Consider the following 18,017-nt stretch of genomic DNA (forward strand, 5'->3'; position numbering starts at 1 on the left):
TTATAAGTCAAGTTCTATTAGTTTCTCATTGTAATCAAATTGTAGATCTTCATGTAACTTATCAATACCTTTACGTATTAACCTTACTTGAGTTATCAGTACATTTTGTATGCGAGGGCTCTTTTTTATCGACGGTTTAACATTTTTTAGCTGTAAACAGAAGTACAATAATAACTCAATTTCTGTTTCTTTATTTTTTGAATATCGAATGTATTTCTTTGTTGTTGTAAGTATTTTCCGAACACTTTTTCTTATATAAAAATAACTCTTTGTATTAACCTCACTAAACAAAACATCTATTTCCTTTTTCACAGTTTCTCTATACTGTTCTTCATTATGCGCCTCAAACAACAAATAAGTTAACAACTCTTTATTTTCTTTTTTAAACCTAATTAACTTTAAGCATAACTCTAATAATTCTTTAGAATTCTGATGCTCCAACTCATCCTTTAAAACTTTAATTGTAGCTGTTTTCATACATTATTAATCTATGGATGGAATATAAATAAAAACCTCATAGATTCAGAATCTATGAGGTTTTTATTTATCTATATTTTTTATCTATGAAATACTAGGCACTTTTACTACTTCATTTACATCTGCATTATAATCAACTCCTTCAACTTTAAATCCGAATAAATTAAAGAAATCATTACTATACCCTTCTAAATCTCCTATTTCTGATAAGTTTTCAGAAGTTGCTGTTTTCCATAATTCAGCGATTTCAGATTGAACATCTTCTCGCATTTCCCAATCATCAATACGAATTCTACCTTTATCATCTAGAGCTATATCTCCTCCATATAGTCTTTCACTATATAAACGTTGAATTTGCTCAATACAACCTTCATGAATTCCTTTTTCTTTCATTACTTTAAACAACAATGAAATATATAATGGAATTACTGGAATAGCAGAACTAGCCTGTGTTACTAAAGCCTTATTTACAGAAACATAAGCTTTACCTCCTATAGATTTTAAATCATCTGAAATTGTAAAAGCAGTTGCTTCTAAATGATCTTTAGCAGCTCCAATTGTACCTTTTCTATAAACAGCCTCTGTTAAAGATGGTCCTATATATGAATAGGCTACTGTTGTTGCTCCTTCAGATAATAAGTTTTCTGCTTTTAAAGCATCCATCCACATTTTCCAATCTTCTCCTCCCATTACAGTTACTGTATTTTCAATATCCTCACCCTCAGCTGGCTTTATAGATATTTCAGATACCTTACCTGTATGGAAATCTACTGTTTTATTTGAAAACTCTCCACCTATCGGTTTTAATACCGATTTAAATCTTTTTCCACTTACTGGATGTGTTCTCACCGGAGATGCTAAACTATAAATAACTAAATCAATTTGACCTAAATCTTCTTTTATCAAATTAATAACTTCTTCTTTTATTTCATTTGAAAAAGCATCTCCATTTATACTTTTTGCATACAAACCGGCAGCATGGGCTTCTTTTTCAAAAGCTGCTGTATTATAAAACCCTGGTGAACCTGGTCTACCTTCAGTTCCTGGCTTATCAAAAAACACTCCAATTGTAGCTGCATCTGATCCAAATGCACTTGTTATTCTTGACGCTAAACCAAAACCAGTTGAAGAACCTATTACTAATACTTTTTTAGCTCCTTCTATTTTACCTTTTGACTTTATATATTCAATTTGATTTTTTACATTCTCCTCACAACCTGATGGGTGTGATGTTAAACAAATAAACCCTCTTGTTCTTGGTTCTATAATCATTATTGTTTGTTTTAAAATTTTATATTTCTGATTGGTTATCTTTTATTCTTTGACCAATCATTGTTAAAATTCGTTTGTTTACTTCTGAATCATTTTCTTTATAAAATTCAAATTCTTTTACTGTAAATTGACCAATAATCAAACCTAATAACTGATTTCTTAAAGTTATATTTTTTCTAGTTATTGTATTTACTGTATTATTGAACTTTTCTCTTTTTATGTTTAAAATTTCTATTTTTTGTTTAGCACAAAAAAACATAAATAGTTCTACTATTAATTCATTTTGTAATTTTAAGATTGGACGTACAGTTCTATTTTGAAAATCTTCAATAGGAATTGATGATGACAAATTTAAAACGGGTCTAATACTTATTTTTTTACTATCCATTTAAGAAATCAACTACATTATCATTTATACGCTTTAATACATTATCTGTATTTGCTTTGATAAAAGTTTCTCCAGTAATTTGCTCAAATAACTCTATATATCTATTAGATATTTCAATAATTTTATTATCTGACATTTCAGGAATTTGTTGTCCTTCTTTTCCTTGAAAACCATTTTCAATTAACCATTGACGTACAAATTCTTTAGATAATTGCTTTTGCTTTTCACCTTTTTCTTGACGCTCAGCATACCCTTCTTCATAAAAATAACGAGATGAATCTGGAGTATGAATTTCATCAATCAGTACAATTTTTCCTTCTTTAGTTTTTCCAAATTCATATTTAGTATCAACTAATATCAATCCACGTTTTTTAGCTATTTCAGTACCTCTTTGAAATAATTTACGTGTATAATTTTCTAATACTAAATAATCTTCTTCAGAAACAATTCCTTTAGCTAAAATATCTTCTCTTGAAATATCTTCGTCATGTTCTCCATTATCAGCTTTTGTAGAAGGTGTTATAATTGCTGAAGGAAACTTATCGTTTTCTTTCATCCCTTCAGGCATATCTACACCACAAAGTGTTCTTTTACCAGTGTTATATTCACGAGCTGCATGACCTGACAAATATCCTCGGATTACCATTTCAACCTTAAAAGGTTCACATAAATGACCAACAGCTACATTTTCATCAGGGTTTGCTATCAACCAGTTTGGAACAATATCCGCAGTATCATTCATCATTTTAGTTGCAATCTGATTTAATATTTGCCCTTTAAAAGGAATTTGACGTGGTAAAATAACATCAAATGCTGATAATCTATCTGAAGCTATCATCACTAATAAATCATTATTAATGTTGTACACCTCTCTTACTTTACCTTTATAAACTGCTTTTTGATTAGGAAACTGAAAACTAGTTTCGTTAATTGTATTCATTATAGTTATTGTTGTGTTGTAGTGTGCAAATGTAAGTTTTTTACTTTTCTTTTTTTATTCTTTTTATTTGTTTAATATTATCTAAAATTGGTGTTGCAGTTACAACACTATCTTTTTCTTCCACATAAAAGATATAAGCACTGTTCTGACCTATTTTCTTAACCTTTAATTTACTATTATCTTTAAAAATTAATAAACAATCACTTTTAAATTTAATATTGGTCAATTTCTTTTTATAATTAATTCCTGCACCTAATCTAAACCCTAAAAGTAAAGCAAACAAAAAGTACAAAACAACAAATACAAAACCACTTTTCTTACTTACCTTAATTCCTTTTTTATTAGCATCTTCTTTATATAATTTACGATACCATTTTTTATCTTTATTTTTTTCATGAATTTTGGGAAATCTAACAATCCAGAAAAAAGTTAATAACATAAAAAAAATAAAAACTCCAAATAACAATTTATTATTAATTAATAAGGAAATAGGAGAAAAAAGAGCATCTAAAATAGATACATATTCTAAATAATTAATATCTAAAAACCCATAAAAAATCGCTTCAGAAACAAGACCTAAAACAACTAAAAATAAGTATCCTAAAGATAAATGTTCTTGAAAACTTAATTTATTTAACATCTTATTCTGTTTCTATACTTTTATAAGCCTTAATAATTTTCTTTATTAAACGATGACGTACAACATCTTTATCATCTAGGTATACTTGCGCTATTCCATTAATATCTTTTAAAGCCAATAATGCTTGCTTTAAACCTGATATCTGCTTACGGGGCAAATCAATTTGTCCAGGATCTCCAGTAATAATAAACTTAGCATGCACTCCCATTCTTGTTAAAAACATTTTCATTTGGGCATGTGTAGTATTTTGTGCTTCATCTAATATAACAAAAGCATTATCTAATGTTCTACCACGCATAAAGGCCAAAGGTGCTATTTGAATTATTCCTTTTTCTAAATGAGACTCTAATCGTTCATGCGGAATCATATCCCTTAATGCATCATATAAAGGTTGCATATAAGGGTCTAGTTTCTCTTTTAAATCACCTGGAAGAAATCCTAAATTCTCACCAGATTCTACCGCTGGTCTTGTTAAAATTATTCTACGAACTTCTTTCTCCTTTAATGCTCTAACAGCTAATGCCACTGCTGTATACGTTTTTCCTGTTCCTGCTGGACCAACAGCAAACAACATGTCATTTTTCGTCATTAACGAAACCATTTTACGTTGATTTTCTGTTTGAGCTTTAATTTGTTTACCACTAACTCCATGTACCAATACATCAGATACTTTTCCTGACTGTGGCTTATCTTCTTTTCCTGTAGAGGTTATTAAACGTTCTATAACATTTTCATCAAGTTTGTTATACTTCATATAGTATTTGATTAGCATACCAACACGCTTTTCAAATTCATCTAAAATTTCGGGTTCTCCATAAATTTTTAATTTATTTCCTCTAGCAACAATTTTTATTTTTGGGAAGTATGTTTTTAATTGACTTATGGTGCTGTTTTGAGCTCCAAAAAAGTCGTTTGGATTAATTTCTGTTAATTCAATAATACGTTCGTTCAAATGATATAAGTTTTAATATTATTCACACTAAAAATAATGATTATTTTTATTGAATTGCTTAGTTTTGCTATAATTTTCAATATAATTTTTCACAATTTAATTAACAAGTAACTAATATTAATGTCTCTTATTACATTAACTACTGATTTTGGAACTAAAGACCACTTTGTAGGGGCTGTAAAAGGAGCTATTTATTCAGAGCTACCAAATGCTATTATAGTAGATATAACTCACGACATATCTCCTTTTAACATTACTGAAACTGCATATATTTTAAAAAATGCTTACAAGAGTTTCCCTGACAACACCATACATATTATTGGTGTAGATTCAGAGCTAAGTATTGATAATAAACATATAGCTATTGAATTAGATAATCAGTTTTTTATTTGTCCTGATAATGGATTAATTTCCATGATTGCATCAGAGGTAAACCCTACTCGAATTGTTGAAATAAACATCCATAATCATACAAATAGTAGCTTTCCTGTTTTAGATATATTTGTTAAAGTAGCTTCACATATTGCTCGTGGTGGTAATTTAAATGTTATAGGTAAAGAAATTTCAAACTATAAAAAGATTACTGAAATTCAACCAAAAGTAAATCAACAACAAACTATTATTAAAGGTGGTGTTATTTATATTGATAATTATGGTAATGCAATTACAAATATTAATAAGAAGTTATTTAGCTCAATTGGTAAGGGGCGTAACTTTATTATAAACGCTAGTAGGTATCAATTTAAAAAAGTATTGAATGGTTATAATGAAATTGTTGACTATACATTACCTGAAGAAAAAAGACAATATGATGGAGACAAGCTAGCTCTTTTTAATTCAGCTGACTTTCTTGAAATTGCTATTTATAGAAGTAACTTAAAAACTGTTGGAGGAGCCTCTACCCTACTTGGTTTAAAGTATCGAGATACTATTACTATTGAATTTGAAGATATTGTTAAGCCTGAATTTGTAACAATAAACCAATAATTATGTTTGTACGTATTGTGAAAATGAGTTTCCACTCAGAAAAAACTGAAGAATTTCTTGCTAATTTTAATGAAAAGAAAGAATACATACGAAAATCATCAGGTTGTCGTTTATTAGAGTTGTATAGAGACAAAACGAACCCTAATATATTTTTTACCTATAGTTACTGGGAAACAGAAGAAGATTTAGAAAATTACAGAAACTCTGAACTGTTTAAAGGAGTTTGGGCAAAAACTAAAATTCTTTTTAATGATAAACCAGTTGCATGGAGTGTTGATAAATTAGCATCTTTGCTTTAATGAAAGAATTATTTAATCCTTTTCCTATTTTAAAAACCGAACGTTTAGTTTTAAGGAAGCTTGTTGATAGTGATCAAAAAGCTACTTTTGAGATACGTTCTAACAAAGAAGTAAATAAATTTATTGACAGACCTGTTCCTAAAAGGATTTCGGATATAGAAGACTTTATAAAAATGATTGACCAATTAATTAACGCCAACAAAGGTGTGTATTGGGCTATTGAGTACAATAATATTTTAATAGGCTCTATTGGGTTGCGTCATTTTAATGAAGACTTTACCTATGCCGAAGTTGGATATGAATTACATACTGATTTTCAAGGAAAAGGCTTTATGAGTGAAGCTTTAAAAGAAGTTTTAAACTATGGTTTCAACAAACTCCTTTTAAATGAAATTGAAGCTTATACGCACAAAAAAAACAAGAACTCTATAAGCTTATTAAAGAAACATAATTTTAACATTCGATCTGAAAAAAAAGATGTAGATTTTGAAAATAATATTATTTTAGGATTAATAAAAACAGATTATAATCATATATGTTAGCCATACTAAAAAAAGAATTCAACTCATTTTTTTCCTCACCCATAGCTTATTTAGTTATTGGTGTATTTTTACTCGTAAACGGATTGTTTTTATGGGTGTTTAATGACAATTTAAATATCTTAAATGCTGGCTTTGCTGATCTTAACAGCTTTTTTTACTTGGCTCCCTGGTTACTATTATTTTTAATTCCTGCTATCACCATGAAAAGTTTTGCAGATGAATTTAGCAACGGAACTATTGAAATATTAAAAACAAGACCTTTGACAGACTGGCAAATTGTACTTGGAAAATTCTTTGCTTCTTTATTATTAGTTAGTATTGCTTTAATACCTACAATAACGTATGTATACACAATTCACAACCTAGGCAAACCTATTGGTAATATCGATATGGGTAGCACACTAGGTTCCTATATTGGAATATTCTTTTTAGCAGCCACATACACTTCAATTGGTTTATTTACCTCAACACTTTCAAAAAATCAAATAGTAGCTTTTATCATAAGTGTATTTATCACTTTTATTTTATTTTTTGGGTTTGAATCTATAAGTAGTTCTTTAGGAAAATCTGGATACACGCTACAACAATTCGGAATTAATGAACACTATAAAAGTATTAGTCGCGGTGTAATAGACACTCGTGATATTATTTACTTTATTTGTGTTACTTTTTTCTTTTTATTCATTACTAAACAACAATTAAAAAATGAGTAAAAAAATTCAACACATACTATTCGTTTTTATAGGTATATTAGTTATAAACTATATAAGTAAAAGTGTATATAAACGTTTTGACATCACTCACAACAAACGTTATTCTTTATCAAAAGTAAGTACAACACTAATCAATAAATTTGAAAATCCTTTATTAATAAATGTATATTTAGAAGGTAATTTTCCTTCAGAATTTAAACGTTTACAAATAGAAACTCGTCAGTTTTTAGAAGAGCTACAAGCTGAAAACTCAAACATACGATTTCGTTTTATAAATCCTGATAATATCAGAGAGGAACTTATTAAAAAAGGAATGCTTCCTAGCAGACTAACTGTTGATGAAAATGGAAACTTATCTGAAGCTATTATTTTTCCTTGGGCTGAAATAAGTTTTGGTAACAAAACAGAATTAGTTTCTTTATTACCAGATTCAGCTTTAAAAACTCAAGAAGCTCAATTACAAAATGCTATTGAAAAACTAGAATATTCGTTTGCTAGTGCTTTTAGTTTAATTTCTAAAAAAGCTAAACAAAAAATAGCAGTTATTTCTGGAAATGGAGAATTGAGTGATATGTATTTGTATAGTATTCTATCTAAACTGAAAAACAAATACAGACTTGCTAAATTCACATTAGACAGTACCCAAAATAATCCTCAAAAAACATTAACTGATTTAACTAAATACGACTTAGCTTTTATAGCTAAACCTACTCAACGTTTTACTGAAAAAGAAAAATTAGTTTTAGATCAATACATTAATAATGGAGGTAGAAGTTTATGGATGGTAGACACAAACTATGCTGACACTGATAGTTTATACAATGAAGGTAAAATGTTAGCTTTTCCTCGTGATTTAAATTTAACCGACTTACTTTTTAGCTACCAAGTTAGAATTAACAATAAACTTATTCAAGATTTATATAGCGCTAAAATCCCGCTAGCTACAGGAAACATAGGTAATCAAGCACAATTTCAACATCTCAATTGGTTTTATCACCCATTAGTTAATGGAAACCCTAATCATCCAATCACAAAAAACATTGCACCAGTTCGTTTTCAATTTACCACTCAAATTGACACTTTAAAAGGAAATATTAAAAAAACACCTTTATTTATATCATCAGTACTAACAAAAAAAATTGGTACACCTAATTTTGTTGAACTACAAAGTATTAGTAAACAACCAAAACAGAATGAATATAATGGTGGTCCACAATTATTGGCTGTTTTATTAGAAGGGAAATTTACTTCTGCTTATAAAAATCGTGTCAAACCATTTAACACTCCAAGCTTTTCTTCTGATACCAAAGAAAATAAAATGATTGTGATAGCAGATGGTGATATCGCTAAAAATCAACTTTTAAAAGGAAAACCTTATGATTTATCAAAAGACAAATGGACAGGTGCATATTACGGAAACAAAGAGTTTTTATTAAATGCCGTTGATTACTTATTAGATGACACAGGACTCATTCAACTTAGAAATAAAACTATCCAAATTAATCTTTTAGATAAACAAAGAGCCTATACAGAAAAACGTTTTTGGCAATTTTTAAACATTGGAATTCCACTTATACTATTAACATTATTTGGTTTTTCTTTTAATTATTGGAGAAAGAAAAAATATAGTTAAATACTCAATAAGTTATCATGAGTAAAAGTATATTCTAATACTTTTTGTATTTTTTCCGAATTTATAATTTTGTATTGTAAAGGCATAGAGTTATCAAAAACTGGTAGCTCCTTTCCCAATATCTTTCTTGCATTTTTATAAAATTCTTCACGAGTTGGATGATGATTTGAACAAACATTAAATACCTCACCAAAGGCATCTTGAATTATCACTTCCTTTATAACTGATATACAATCGTCTTGATGTACCATATTCACAAAACCTTTAGGATATCGTATTGCTTTGTTTTTAAACCAATTTCCTGGTTGCCTATCATAACCAAAAAGACCTGCAAATCGAATAATAGTAGTTTTAAAACTTCTGTTTTTTAAAAATAGCCCCTCTATTTCAACTAAAGGAGAATTAACAGTTTTATCTTCTTCAGTCATTTCTTTATTTAAACTAGGATACACAGAAGTAGAACTAATAAACAACACCTTTTTCACAGGTGATTTCTCTATCCTTGAAATCAAATTACTAAAGTCTTCTATATTTTTAGAGGTAATAGCTATAACTAGAATTTCAGAATTTAAAAAATCACTAATATCATTATCTAAAGAAATATCTACTAAAAAAGGAATGATTTTTAAAGCTCTAAAAACATCCATTTTTTGTTTAGAAGTAGTTGACCCTTTTACTCCGTATCCATTATTTATTAAATCAATTGCTAATGGTTTTCCTAACCATCCGCATCCCAAAATACTAACACGCTCCATCACAACAACTATCGTCTTTTACCAATTTGCATGAAACTACTGCTAGTAATGCACCTAAAATTGGTGCTAAAATATATAACCATAAATGCTCAAAATGTCCAGATACTATAGCAGGAGCTATAGAACGAACTGGGTTCATAGATGCTTTAGTCATTGGACCTGCAAACATAGCTTCTAATAAAACTACTCCTCCAATTGCTATACCGGCCATTACTCCTACTTCTTTACTTCCTGTAGAAACATTAATAATCGTAAGCATTAAAAAGAACGTTAACAATAGCTCTAATACAAAAGCTCTCCAAGGCTCTAAAACAGGTATTGTTGCTCCATAATATTCACTATCTGGAAATATAATCCATAATAGTATACTTGCCAATAAAGCCCCCAATAATTGAGCTATAATATACTTAGGAACTTCTTTCCATGAAAACTTTTTAGCATATGCAAAAGCAATAGTTACCGCAGGATTAAAATGTGCTCCTGAAATTTCTCCAAAAGCATAAATCATAGCCATTACTATTAACCCCCAAGTTATTGCAACACCAACATGAGTTAAATCAGCTCCTCCTGTTATTTCGTTTACAGTCATTGCTCCTGTTCCACAAAAAACAAGTGAAAACGTACCTATTAATTCAGAAATATATTTTTTCATGACTGCAAATATACGCTTCGTTATTTTAAGCTTTTGTTAACATTTTCCATTTATTTTCGTTGTAATTTTAGCAAACTAATTAAAAACAAACCCATTCATATCATGAAAAAAATATTATTAAGTTTGTTTGTTGTGGCTTTATCAACAAACATAAATGCTCAAGTAAAAACTCCAGCTCCGAGTCCTTCTTCAAAACTTGAACAAAAAGTAGGTTTATCTGATGTTTCTGTAGAGTATTCTAGACCAGGAATGAGAGGTAGAACTATTTTTGGAGACTTAGTTCCTTATGGTAAATTATGGAGAACTGGTGCTAATGCTAATACAAAAGTTACATTTAGTGATAATGTTACTATTGACGGAAAAGAATTAAAAAAAGGTACCTATGCATTATACACTAAACCAGGTAAAACTTCTTGGGAAGTGATTTTTTATGCTGACTCTAATAACTGGGGAACTCCTCAAAAATGGGACGATAAAAAAGCTGCGCTTACAACTACTGCTAAAGTAGTACCAATGCCAATGAAAATAGAATCATTTACAATTACAATTGATGATCTTACTAACAATTCTGGAGTTTTAGGTATGTTATGGGAAAACGTTTATGTAGGTGTTAAATTTAACACTCCAACTGACAAAGGTGTTGAGGCTAGTATTGCTAAAGTTATGCAAGGTCCTAGTGCTGGTGACTATTTTTCTTCTGCTGTCTATTACTTACAAGAAGGTAAAGATATAAACAAAGCTAGAACATGGATTAACAAAGCAATTGACATGACTAAAGATCAACCTCGTTTTTGGTATTTACGTCAACAATCATTAATCTTAGCAAAAGCAGGAGATAAAAAAGGAGCTATTAAAGCTGCTAAAGCTTCTTTAGCTGGTGCTGAAAAAAGAGGGAATGCTGACTATATTAAAATGAACAAAGACTTTTTAGCTAAAATGAAATAATTTCATTTTAAAACAATAAAAAAGCCTGGAAATTTAATTATTTCCAGGCTTTTTTATTTGTTAACTTTAATTAATTTTCTTGATACTTAATTACAATATATTTCTTAAATCAACTCGCATGTTTAACAAATTCTTTTTAAAACCTGCTTTTTCATAAGCTTTAATAGCCCCTATATTTTCAGTATAAACATCAAGCCGTACTTCATGAATTTTTTTTGACTTAATCCAATCAAATAAAGCCTGTACAACAATTTTATTTATCCCTCTTCCTCTGTGTGATGGACTTGTATACATAAAACCTAAATAAGCAAACTTATCAAACTTAAAATATTTTTTTGGCGTTACTATACTTGCATAACCTGAACTTACAGGCATATCATTATCAACAACTACTATCACTTCAATATCATCAGCTAAAATCATTGCTTTAATGTCATAATAAGATATTTTTTCTTCCTTTAAAGTTACATCAAAAGGACGCTCAGCCTTAATTATCTCTTGTTCAAACTCTAATAACACTGGTAAATCTTCCAATGTTGCTTTTCTAGTCGTTATCATTTATAAATATATTCTTATCTAATATTTGAATTAAAACAGCTATTAACATTACCAATCCGCAACCTAAAGCGTTTAACCACAAATATGGTAACCAATCTAGATACCATACAGTAACAATCAATATTTGAGTTATAATCGCAGCTATAAACACTGCATTTCCTTTTACAGCTTTTATAAAAAAGGCTAATAAAAACACTCCTAAAACATTCCCATAAAATATAGAACCGATAATATTTACCAATTGTATAAGGTTATCAAATAAATTAGCTACACAGGCTACTATAATAGCTAAAATCCCCCAACCTAAAGTAAACCATTTAGACATTTTTACATAATGCGCATCAGAATATTCTTTAGTAACATTTCTTTTATATAAATCCATCGCTGTTGTTGAAGCTAAGGCATTTAATTCAGAGGCTGTAGACGACATAGCAGCTGATAATATTACAGCTAACAATAAACCAATTAATCCTTTTGGTAAATTATTTAATATGAATTGAATAAATACATAATCTTTATCATTGGTTTCAACCTTAGAATCAGCTTTTTCTATAATTTCTTTTGCTTTTTCTTTAAGCTCTTTGTCGTGTTCATTTAGTTTTTGAATTTGTTTTTTATTTTCATCAGTTAATCCTTCAAAAATTAATGTTTTCTTTTCGTTTTCAATTCTTTGATGTTGAGTTTCTAACTGCTTATATTCCAAAGCATATTCAGATTTAACAACTGCTTCTTGTGCTTTAGGGTTAAAATTCAAAGGAGAACTATTAAACTGGTAAAATACAAATACCATTACCCCAACCAACAAAATAAAAAACTGCATAGGTACTTTTAATAATCCGTTAAAAATTAATCCTAACTGACTTTCTCTTACTGATTTCCCAGATAAATATCTTTGAACCTGACTTTGATCAGTTCCAAAATACGAAAGCATTAAAAATGTTCCTCCTAAAATACCTGTCCAAACTGTATATCTATTATTTAAATCCCAAGAAAAATCTAGCACTTTCATTTTATCACTTGCACCGGCTATTTCAAGAGCTTTTGTAAACGTTATTCCGTCTGGTAAGTAATCTAAAATAATATAAAAAGCAATAAACATCCCTGCAAAAATGACGCCCATCTGTTGCTTTTGAGTTACACTTACTGCTTTAGTTCCACCAGAAACTGTATAAATAATAACTAATAATCCTATTATTACGTTTAAAGTAATCAAATCCCAACCTAAAACAGCCGATAATATAATAGCAGGTGCAAAAATGGTAATTCCAGCAGCTAAACCTCTTTGAATAAGAAATAATATTGCTGTTAATGTTCTTGTTTTTTTATCAAATCGCCCTTCTAAAAACTCATAAGCAGTATATACTTTTAATTTATGGTAAATAGGAATAAAAACTAAACAGATAATTACCATTGCTATAGGTAACCCAAAATAAAATTGAACAAACCCCATTCCACTATGAAAAGCTTGTCCTGGTGTGGATAAAAAAGTTATCGCGCTTGCTTGTGTTGCCATTACTGACAACCCAATAGTCCACCATTTACTATCATTGCCCCCTTTTATATACTCTTCAACATTTTTACTACCTTTAGTTTTCCATGCTCCATAAATTACAATAAACGCTAACGTTAACGAAAGAACTATCCAATCAATACTTTGCATACTCTAGTTATTAAAAATATTAGTAATTATATAAAACAGTACTAAGTACACTAAATTGGCTACTAAAACAAGTGTGTATTCACGTTTCCATGTATATTTTTGGGGACTCATAATATTATTTTATTGTTTTGGTTTTTCAAAAAAACTATCAGCTAATGGTGCTTTACTTAACAATGCTGAAGAAAATTGAGTAGGTTCTCTAGTAGGTTCTAGTGGATTACCATCTTCATTTTTCTTGTACCAAGTTATTGATTTTGGTAATACTAAACCGTTAACATTTTCCCAATCATTATATCTAATAATATTAAATTTACTAGATGGTTTTTTAGAAAAATAAGTAACAGTGTACCCTAACCATTCCATTTGATATGTTTCAGGATGGTAATATATAAAATAATTATCATCAGGAGAAGTTCCTACATTTGCTTTATATGATATTTTTATACCTGGATAAGATACTCCCTCAAATTCTAGAGGTTTAGTTTCTGAATATGTTATTCCATCATCTGCCAATACAAAAGGCATTGCATAGAAATAAAAATACAAATTATAATAAAATTCAGGATTCCCTTTAAAAGCAGCAGAATCTTGTTCTTTCAACCAAACATTTTCTCCATCAAATCCTAATGAATATTTATCTGTACTCACAACTGCTTTTCTTGAATTTAATTCAGTGGTATGTTCTTCATTTTTTACAGTAAAAGATAATGTTTTATAGCTTTTCCAAACATCAATTCCTCCATGCTTTTCTATAACCTTATCCAAACTCTCTGGATAACTTTTTTTGATTTTTTGTTTTTTAACAGACTTATTACACGATATGAATACTACTAAAACTAGTATTACTAAAATTATTTTTTTCATTTTATAAAACGGTTTATAAGTTTTTGTCGAAAATATTTTTTGAAATTACGATTTTTTAAAACAAAAAAATCCTGAGCAAAAACTCAGGATTTAAATTTATTTTCAAAAAAAATTATTCGTTATGCATAAAACGTTGTTTTCCTAACAACTCTTCTTCAGTTTCAACATTATCATCATCAGGCACACAACAATCAACAGGACAAACAGCCGCACATTGAGGCTCTTCATGAAATCCTTTACATTCTGTACACTTATCTGCAACAATATAATAAATTTCATCTGAAATTGGCTCTTGCTCTTCTTCAGCATTTGCGTTATTTCCGTTTGGTAATACAATATCACCCTCTAAATCGGTACCATCAGCATAACGCCAATCATCAGCACCTTCATATATAGCTGTATTTGGGCACTCAGGTTCACAAGCACCACAATTTATACATTCATCTGTTATTATAATTGCCATAATAAATCACTTTCAGTTTTGTAACTTTGCAATCGCAAAAATAGTTCCAATTTAATTTAGAACCAAAATAAATGGATAACATAAAAGGTAGAATAAAAGCTTTTAGTGAATTAGGGAGCTTTTTAAGTCAGTTTTCTTCAGAAAAAATGGCACAAAAAGAAAATGTACTTCATAATGATTTATTTTTTGAAGGCTTCAAGCATCAGTTAAAAATAGCAGGTGAAAACAATACATGGTTTACTAGTGATAATTTATTTTTTGCAACTCAAAGTTGGGCAGAAGCATTGACTTTTGATAACTTAACTCAATGGACTAAAAATGAACAACTAGGCAAAGGGATCTCTAAAAATGTAGCAGTAATAATGGCAGGAAATATTCCTTTAGTTGGGTTTCATGATTTTTTATCTGTACTTATTGCTGGCCACTCTATAACAGTAAAACAATCGTCAAACGACAAACATTTACTTCCTTTTTTAGCTAAATATCTAGAGTATGTTTCTCCTGAGCTAAAAGGAAAAATAGTTTTTACAAATGAAAAACTAACTACTTTTGATGCTGTAATTGCTACTGGAAGTAATAATACTGCTAGATATTTTGAGTATTATTTTAAAAACAAGCCTAATATTATTAGAAAAAGTAGAAATTCTGTTGCTGTTATTACTGGAAACGAAACTGAAGGTGATTTAGAAAGTTTAAGTGATGATATTTTTAAATATTTTGGTTTGGGTTGCCGTTCAGTTTCTAAGCTTTTTGTTCCTAAAAATTATAATTTTGACAGTTTTTTTAAAGGAATGTATAAGCGTCATGAAATTATCAATAATGCAAAATATGCTAATAACTATGATTATAATAAAGCAGTATATTTAATGAGCGAATTTGATATACTTGAAAACGGTTTTTTAATGATTAAAGAAGATAAAAGCTATGCTTCACCAATTGCTTCTGTTTTTTATGAATATTATGATAATTCAGATGATTTGAAAATAAAATTATTTCAAGATAAAGAACAAATACAATGTATTACTTCTAATAACTTTATTGAAAATGAAATACCTTTTGGACATACTCAAAAGCCTAAGTTATGGGACTATGCTGATGGAATTAACACTCTAGACTTTTTGACTAATTTATAAGGTTTAAATTCGTATAATTTGCATCTTTGCTTAACAACACACAAGTAAAAAAATGAAAAAACATAACTTTAGCGCAGGTCCATGTATTTTACCTGAAGAAGTACTTCAAAAAGCTTCTGAAGCTGTTATTAATTTTAACAATGACAATTTATCATTAATTGAAATTTCACACAGAAGTAAACCTTTTGTTGATGTTATTGAAAATGCTAGAAGTTTAGCTTTAGAATTATTAGGCTTACAAAACAAAGGATATAAAGCTCTTTTTTTACACGGAGGAGCTAGCTCTCAATTTTTAATGACAGCGTATAATTTATTAAATAAAAAAGCAGCTTATTTAAATACAGGAACATGGAGTAGTAAAGCTATAAAAGAAGCTAAATTATTTGGAGAATTAGACGAAGTAGCTTCTTCTATAGATAAAAACTTTAATTATATTCCAAAAAATTATAAAATCCCTAGCGACGCTGATTATTTTCACTGTACAAGTAACAACACTATTTACGGAACTCAAATGAAAAGTTTTCCTGAAACTACAGTTCCAATGATATGCGATATGAGTTCTGATATTTTTTCTCGTCAATTGGATTTTTCTCAATTTGACTTAATTTACGCAGGAGCTCAAAAAAATATGGGGCCTGCAGGAACAACATTGGTTATTGTTAAAGAAGACATATTAGGAAAAGTTGAACGAGTAATTCCATCTATGCTCAACTACCAAACTCATATAGAAAAAGATAGTATGTTTAATACACCTGCTGTTTTTCCTATATATGTATCTATGCTAACATTAGAGTGGTTAAAAGATTTAGGAGGAATAGACTTTATAGAAAGTGTTAATAAACAAAAATCAGCACTTTTATACAATGAAATGGATAGAAACCCTTTATTTAAAGGACTTGCTGAAGAAGATGATAGAAGTCATATGAACGCTACTTTTACATTAACTAATAAAGACTTAAAAGAAAAGTTTGATTTCATGTGGCAAGAAGCTAACATTAATGGATTGCACGGTCATAGAAGTGTTGGAGGATATAGAGCAAGCATGTACAATGCATTACCACTATATAGCGTTCAAGCTTTAGTTGATGTAATGCAAGAATTAGAAAGAAAAGCATAAAAATAACGTCATCATTCATTTAAAAAAAGCTTCTCTTTTTCAGATGAATGATGTCAAACTGAATTAAAAAATGAAAATATTAGCAAACGATGGTATTTCTCAAAGCGGAATTGACGCTTTAGAAGAAAAAGGTTTTGAAGTTTTGACTGTTAAAGTAGCACAAGAGCAACTTATAAACTATATAAATGATAACAATATAGATGCAATACTAGTTAAAGGAATTACACAAATACAAGAAGAATTAATTGAAGCTTGCCCTAGTATTAAATTAATTGGTTGTGGTGGTTTAGATATGGACTCTATTGATGTTGATTTTGCAAAAGAAAATGGAGTGCATGTTATTAATACTCCTGAAGCTACTTCACAAGCTATAGCCGAACTTGTTTTTGCTCACTTATTTGGTATGGTTCGTTTTTTACATCAAGCCAACAGAGAAATGCCACTAGAAGGAGAAACAAGATTTAATGCGTTAAAAAGGGAGTTTGCTGCTGGAACTGAACTTAAAGGTAAAACATTAGGTATTATTGGTAATGACCCTTCAGGCAAAGATGTCGCTAAAATAGCGCTTGCAACAGGTATGAAAGTTATATTCTCAGGAAATTATTCAGATGAAAACACTATAACTGTACCTTTTTACAACGGTCAATCTATAGATATTGAAGTAGAAACTGAGCCCTTAAAGGAATTATTAAAAAGTGCCGATTTCATTACTTTTCATACTACTTCTAATGAAGGATATGTCATAGGTAATGATCAATTTAAAGACATGAAAGATGGTGTAGGTATAGTTAATACTTCACAAGGAGGTGTTTTAGATGAAGTTGCTTTGGTTAATTACATTGAAAGTGGCAAAGTGAAATATGCTGCTTTAGATGTTTTTGAAAATGAACCAACACCTGAAATTCAACTATTAATGAATACTGACTTGTCATTATCTCCACATATTGGCTCATCTACTCTTGAAGCTCAAAATAGAATAGGTACTGAATTAGCAAAACAAATTATTGAACTACTTTCTGAATAATAT

21 protein-coding genes are annotated in these 18,017 nt (G+C 29.2%); 9 read left to right on the top strand and 12 right to left on the bottom strand.

Translation table 11 applies throughout. The features are described from left to right. The 6 genes from ACKTTQ_RS08300 to ACKTTQ_RS08325 all read right to left on the bottom strand — a co-directional run bounded on the left by ACKTTQ_RS08300 (position 1) and on the right by ACKTTQ_RS08325 (position 4,669). Entirely contained in the window at positions 1-477 is a 477-nt protein-coding gene (locus ACKTTQ_RS08300) for a hypothetical protein (protein WP_408048932.1), read from the bottom strand. Positions 478-561: 84 nt separating this feature from the next. Continuing rightward, positions 562-1,749 (bottom strand): enoyl-ACP reductase FabV, encoded by a 1,188-nt coding sequence (fabV, locus tag ACKTTQ_RS08305; RefSeq protein ID WP_408048933.1) that lies wholly within the window; start codon positions 1,747-1,749, stop codon positions 562-564. A 19-nt stretch (positions 1,750-1,768) separates the two neighbouring features. Beyond that, positions 1,769-2,137: a glyoxalase gene (locus ACKTTQ_RS08310; RefSeq protein WP_299134888.1), complete on the bottom strand. Its 369-nt coding sequence runs from the start codon at positions 2,135-2,137 to the stop codon at positions 1,769-1,771. Then, on the bottom strand, positions 2,130-3,077 hold the full coding sequence (locus tag ACKTTQ_RS08315) for a phosphoribosylaminoimidazolesuccinocarboxamide synthase (protein WP_408048934.1): 948 nt from the start codon (positions 3,075-3,077) through the stop codon (positions 2,130-2,132). Before ACKTTQ_RS08315 ends, ACKTTQ_RS08310 begins: the two co-directional genes overlap by 8 nt. Positions 3,078-3,117: 40 nt before the next feature. Continuing rightward, the gene (locus ACKTTQ_RS08320; protein ID WP_093871610.1) at positions 3,118-3,717 is read right to left on the bottom strand and encodes a hypothetical protein; all 600 of its coding nucleotides are present in this window, start codon (positions 3,715-3,717) and stop codon (positions 3,118-3,120) included. A 1-nt stretch (position 3,718) separates the two neighbouring features. Next, on the bottom strand, positions 3,719-4,669 hold the full coding sequence (locus ACKTTQ_RS08325) for a PhoH family protein (protein ID WP_093871611.1): 951 nt from the start codon (positions 4,667-4,669) through the stop codon (positions 3,719-3,721). Between the two features lie 120 nt (positions 4,670-4,789). Between ACKTTQ_RS08325 and ACKTTQ_RS08330 the strand changes: the two genes are divergently transcribed. The 5 genes from ACKTTQ_RS08330 to gldG are packed head-to-tail and all read left to right on the top strand — an operon-like array spanning position 4,790 to position 8,843. Beyond that, on the top strand, positions 4,790-5,656 hold the full coding sequence (locus ACKTTQ_RS08330; protein ID WP_113787352.1) for an SAM hydrolase/SAM-dependent halogenase family protein: 867 nt from the start codon (positions 4,790-4,792) through the stop codon (positions 5,654-5,656). Between the two features lie 2 nt (positions 5,657-5,658). Next, on the top strand, positions 5,659-5,955 hold the full coding sequence (locus ACKTTQ_RS08335; RefSeq protein ID WP_113787353.1) for a putative quinol monooxygenase: 297 nt from the start codon (positions 5,659-5,661) through the stop codon (positions 5,953-5,955). Then, positions 5,955-6,497: a GNAT family N-acetyltransferase gene (locus ACKTTQ_RS08340; RefSeq protein WP_299134903.1), complete on the top strand. Its 543-nt coding sequence runs from the start codon at positions 5,955-5,957 to the stop codon at positions 6,495-6,497. Before ACKTTQ_RS08335 ends, ACKTTQ_RS08340 begins: the two co-directional genes overlap by 1 nt. Then, a complete protein-coding gene (gene gldF / locus ACKTTQ_RS08345) occupies positions 6,491-7,210 on the top strand; it encodes a gliding motility-associated ABC transporter permease subunit GldF (protein ID WP_093871615.1) in 720 nt (239 codons plus the stop codon). Before ACKTTQ_RS08340 ends, gldF begins: the two co-directional genes overlap by 7 nt. Beyond that, complete coding sequence (gene gldG / locus ACKTTQ_RS08350) at positions 7,203-8,843, top strand: gliding motility-associated ABC transporter substrate-binding protein GldG (RefSeq protein WP_408048935.1); 1,641 nt, start codon at positions 7,203-7,205, stop codon at positions 8,841-8,843. The genes gldF and gldG overlap by 8 nt, the downstream gene beginning before the upstream one ends. Here gldG and ACKTTQ_RS08355 read toward each other — a convergent pair. Then, on the bottom strand, positions 8,840-9,598 hold the full coding sequence (locus tag ACKTTQ_RS08355; protein ID WP_408048936.1) for an NAD(P)-binding domain-containing protein: 759 nt from the start codon (positions 9,596-9,598) through the stop codon (positions 8,840-8,842). The genes gldG and ACKTTQ_RS08355 overlap by 4 nt on opposite strands. Then, positions 9,585-10,250, bottom strand: coding sequence for an aquaporin (locus ACKTTQ_RS08360; protein ID WP_093871618.1), 666 nt, complete (start codon positions 10,248-10,250; stop codon positions 9,585-9,587). Before ACKTTQ_RS08360 ends, ACKTTQ_RS08355 begins: the two co-directional genes overlap by 14 nt. 102 nt (positions 10,251-10,352) lie before the next feature. Here ACKTTQ_RS08360 and ACKTTQ_RS08365 point away from each other — a divergent pair, with 102 nt between their 5' ends. Continuing rightward, positions 10,353-11,195, top strand: a complete 843-nt coding sequence (locus tag ACKTTQ_RS08365; RefSeq protein WP_408048937.1) for a DUF2911 domain-containing protein — start codon at positions 10,353-10,355, stop codon at positions 11,193-11,195. Between the two features lie 90 nt (positions 11,196-11,285). On the opposite strand, the gene ACKTTQ_RS08370 is transcribed toward ACKTTQ_RS08365, so the two are convergent. From ACKTTQ_RS08370 to ACKTTQ_RS08385, 4 genes are all read right to left on the bottom strand, one after another. After that, entirely contained in the window at positions 11,286-11,753 is a 468-nt protein-coding gene (locus ACKTTQ_RS08370) for a GNAT family N-acetyltransferase (RefSeq protein ID WP_408048938.1), read from the bottom strand. Beyond that, positions 11,740-13,413, bottom strand: coding sequence for a sodium:solute symporter (locus tag ACKTTQ_RS08375; protein ID WP_408048939.1), 1,674 nt, complete (start codon positions 13,411-13,413; stop codon positions 11,740-11,742). Before ACKTTQ_RS08375 ends, ACKTTQ_RS08370 begins: the two co-directional genes overlap by 14 nt. A 120-nt stretch (positions 13,414-13,533) precedes the next feature. Next, entirely contained in the window at positions 13,534-14,277 is a 744-nt protein-coding gene (locus tag ACKTTQ_RS08380) for a hypothetical protein (RefSeq protein WP_408048940.1), read from the bottom strand. Between the two features lie 112 nt (positions 14,278-14,389). Further along, a complete protein-coding gene (locus tag ACKTTQ_RS08385; protein ID WP_093871623.1) occupies positions 14,390-14,740 on the bottom strand; it encodes a 4Fe-4S dicluster domain-containing protein in 351 nt (116 codons plus the stop codon). Positions 14,741-14,811: 71 nt separating this feature from the next. Between ACKTTQ_RS08385 and ACKTTQ_RS08390 the strand changes: the two genes are divergently transcribed. The 3 genes from ACKTTQ_RS08390 (at position 14,812) to ACKTTQ_RS08400 (ending at position 18,014) form a co-directional block, all read left to right on the top strand. Then, on the top strand, positions 14,812-15,873 hold the full coding sequence (locus ACKTTQ_RS08390) for an acyl-CoA reductase (protein WP_093871624.1): 1,062 nt from the start codon (positions 14,812-14,814) through the stop codon (positions 15,871-15,873). Between the two features lie 52 nt (positions 15,874-15,925). Next, positions 15,926-16,990, top strand: a complete 1,065-nt coding sequence (gene serC, locus ACKTTQ_RS08395; RefSeq protein WP_408048941.1) for a 3-phosphoserine/phosphohydroxythreonine transaminase — start codon at positions 15,926-15,928, stop codon at positions 16,988-16,990. 70 nt (positions 16,991-17,060) lie between these two features. Beyond that, positions 17,061-18,014: an NAD(P)-dependent oxidoreductase gene (locus ACKTTQ_RS08400; protein WP_408048942.1), complete on the top strand. Its 954-nt coding sequence runs from the start codon at positions 17,061-17,063 to the stop codon at positions 18,012-18,014. Positions 18,015-18,017 lie beyond the last annotated feature (3 nt).

The sequence above is a fragment of the Tenacibaculum halocynthiae genome (assembly GCF_964512825.1).
In the GTDB taxonomy this organism is placed as follows: domain Bacteria; phylum Bacteroidota; class Bacteroidia; order Flavobacteriales; family Flavobacteriaceae; genus Polaribacter; species Polaribacter halocynthiae.

Bases quoted from the DNA above. Each gene is read 5' to 3' on its own strand.
- ACKTTQ_RS08300 (WP_408048932.1), bottom strand. From the start codon at position 477: ATGAAAACAGCTACAATTAAAGTTTTAAAGGATGAGTTGGAGCATCAG.
- fabV (WP_408048933.1), bottom strand. From the start codon at position 1,749: ATGATTATAGAACCAAGAACAAGAGGGTTTATTTGTTTAACATCACAC.
- ACKTTQ_RS08310 (WP_299134888.1), bottom strand. From the start codon at position 2,137: ATGGATAGTAAAAAAATAAGTATTAGACCCGTTTTAAATTTGTCATCA.
- ACKTTQ_RS08315 (WP_408048934.1), bottom strand. From the start codon at position 3,077: ATGAATACAATTAACGAAACTAGTTTTCAGTTTCCTAATCAAAAAGCA.
- ACKTTQ_RS08320 (WP_093871610.1), bottom strand. From the start codon at position 3,717: ATGTTAAATAAATTAAGTTTTCAAGAACATTTATCTTTAGGATACTTA.
- ACKTTQ_RS08330 (WP_113787352.1), top strand. From the start codon at position 4,790: ATGTCTCTTATTACATTAACTACTGATTTTGGAACTAAAGACCACTTT.
- ACKTTQ_RS08335 (WP_113787353.1), top strand. From the start codon at position 5,659: ATGTTTGTACGTATTGTGAAAATGAGTTTCCACTCAGAAAAAACTGAA.
- ACKTTQ_RS08340 (WP_299134903.1), top strand. From the start codon at position 5,955: ATGAAAGAATTATTTAATCCTTTTCCTATTTTAAAAACCGAACGTTTA.
- gldF (WP_093871615.1), top strand. From the start codon at position 6,491: ATGTTAGCCATACTAAAAAAAGAATTCAACTCATTTTTTTCCTCACCC.
- gldG (WP_408048935.1), top strand. From the start codon at position 7,203: ATGAGTAAAAAAATTCAACACATACTATTCGTTTTTATAGGTATATTA.
- ACKTTQ_RS08355 (WP_408048936.1), bottom strand. From the start codon at position 9,598: ATGGAGCGTGTTAGTATTTTGGGATGCGGATGGTTAGGAAAACCATTA.
- ACKTTQ_RS08360 (WP_093871618.1), bottom strand. From the start codon at position 10,250: ATGAAAAAATATATTTCTGAATTAATAGGTACGTTTTCACTTGTTTTT.
- ACKTTQ_RS08365 (WP_408048937.1), top strand. From the start codon at position 10,353: ATGAAAAAAATATTATTAAGTTTGTTTGTTGTGGCTTTATCAACAAAC.
- ACKTTQ_RS08370 (WP_408048938.1), bottom strand. From the start codon at position 11,753: ATGATAACGACTAGAAAAGCAACATTGGAAGATTTACCAGTGTTATTA.
- ACKTTQ_RS08375 (WP_408048939.1), bottom strand. From the start codon at position 13,413: ATGCAAAGTATTGATTGGATAGTTCTTTCGTTAACGTTAGCGTTTATT.
- ACKTTQ_RS08380 (WP_408048940.1), bottom strand. From the start codon at position 14,277: ATGAAAAAAATAATTTTAGTAATACTAGTTTTAGTAGTATTCATATCG.
- ACKTTQ_RS08385 (WP_093871623.1), bottom strand. From the start codon at position 14,740: ATGGCAATTATAATAACAGATGAATGTATAAATTGTGGTGCTTGTGAA.
- ACKTTQ_RS08390 (WP_093871624.1), top strand. From the start codon at position 14,812: ATGGATAACATAAAAGGTAGAATAAAAGCTTTTAGTGAATTAGGGAGC.
- serC (WP_408048941.1), top strand. From the start codon at position 15,926: ATGAAAAAACATAACTTTAGCGCAGGTCCATGTATTTTACCTGAAGAA.
- ACKTTQ_RS08400 (WP_408048942.1), top strand. From the start codon at position 17,061: ATGAAAATATTAGCAAACGATGGTATTTCTCAAAGCGGAATTGACGCT.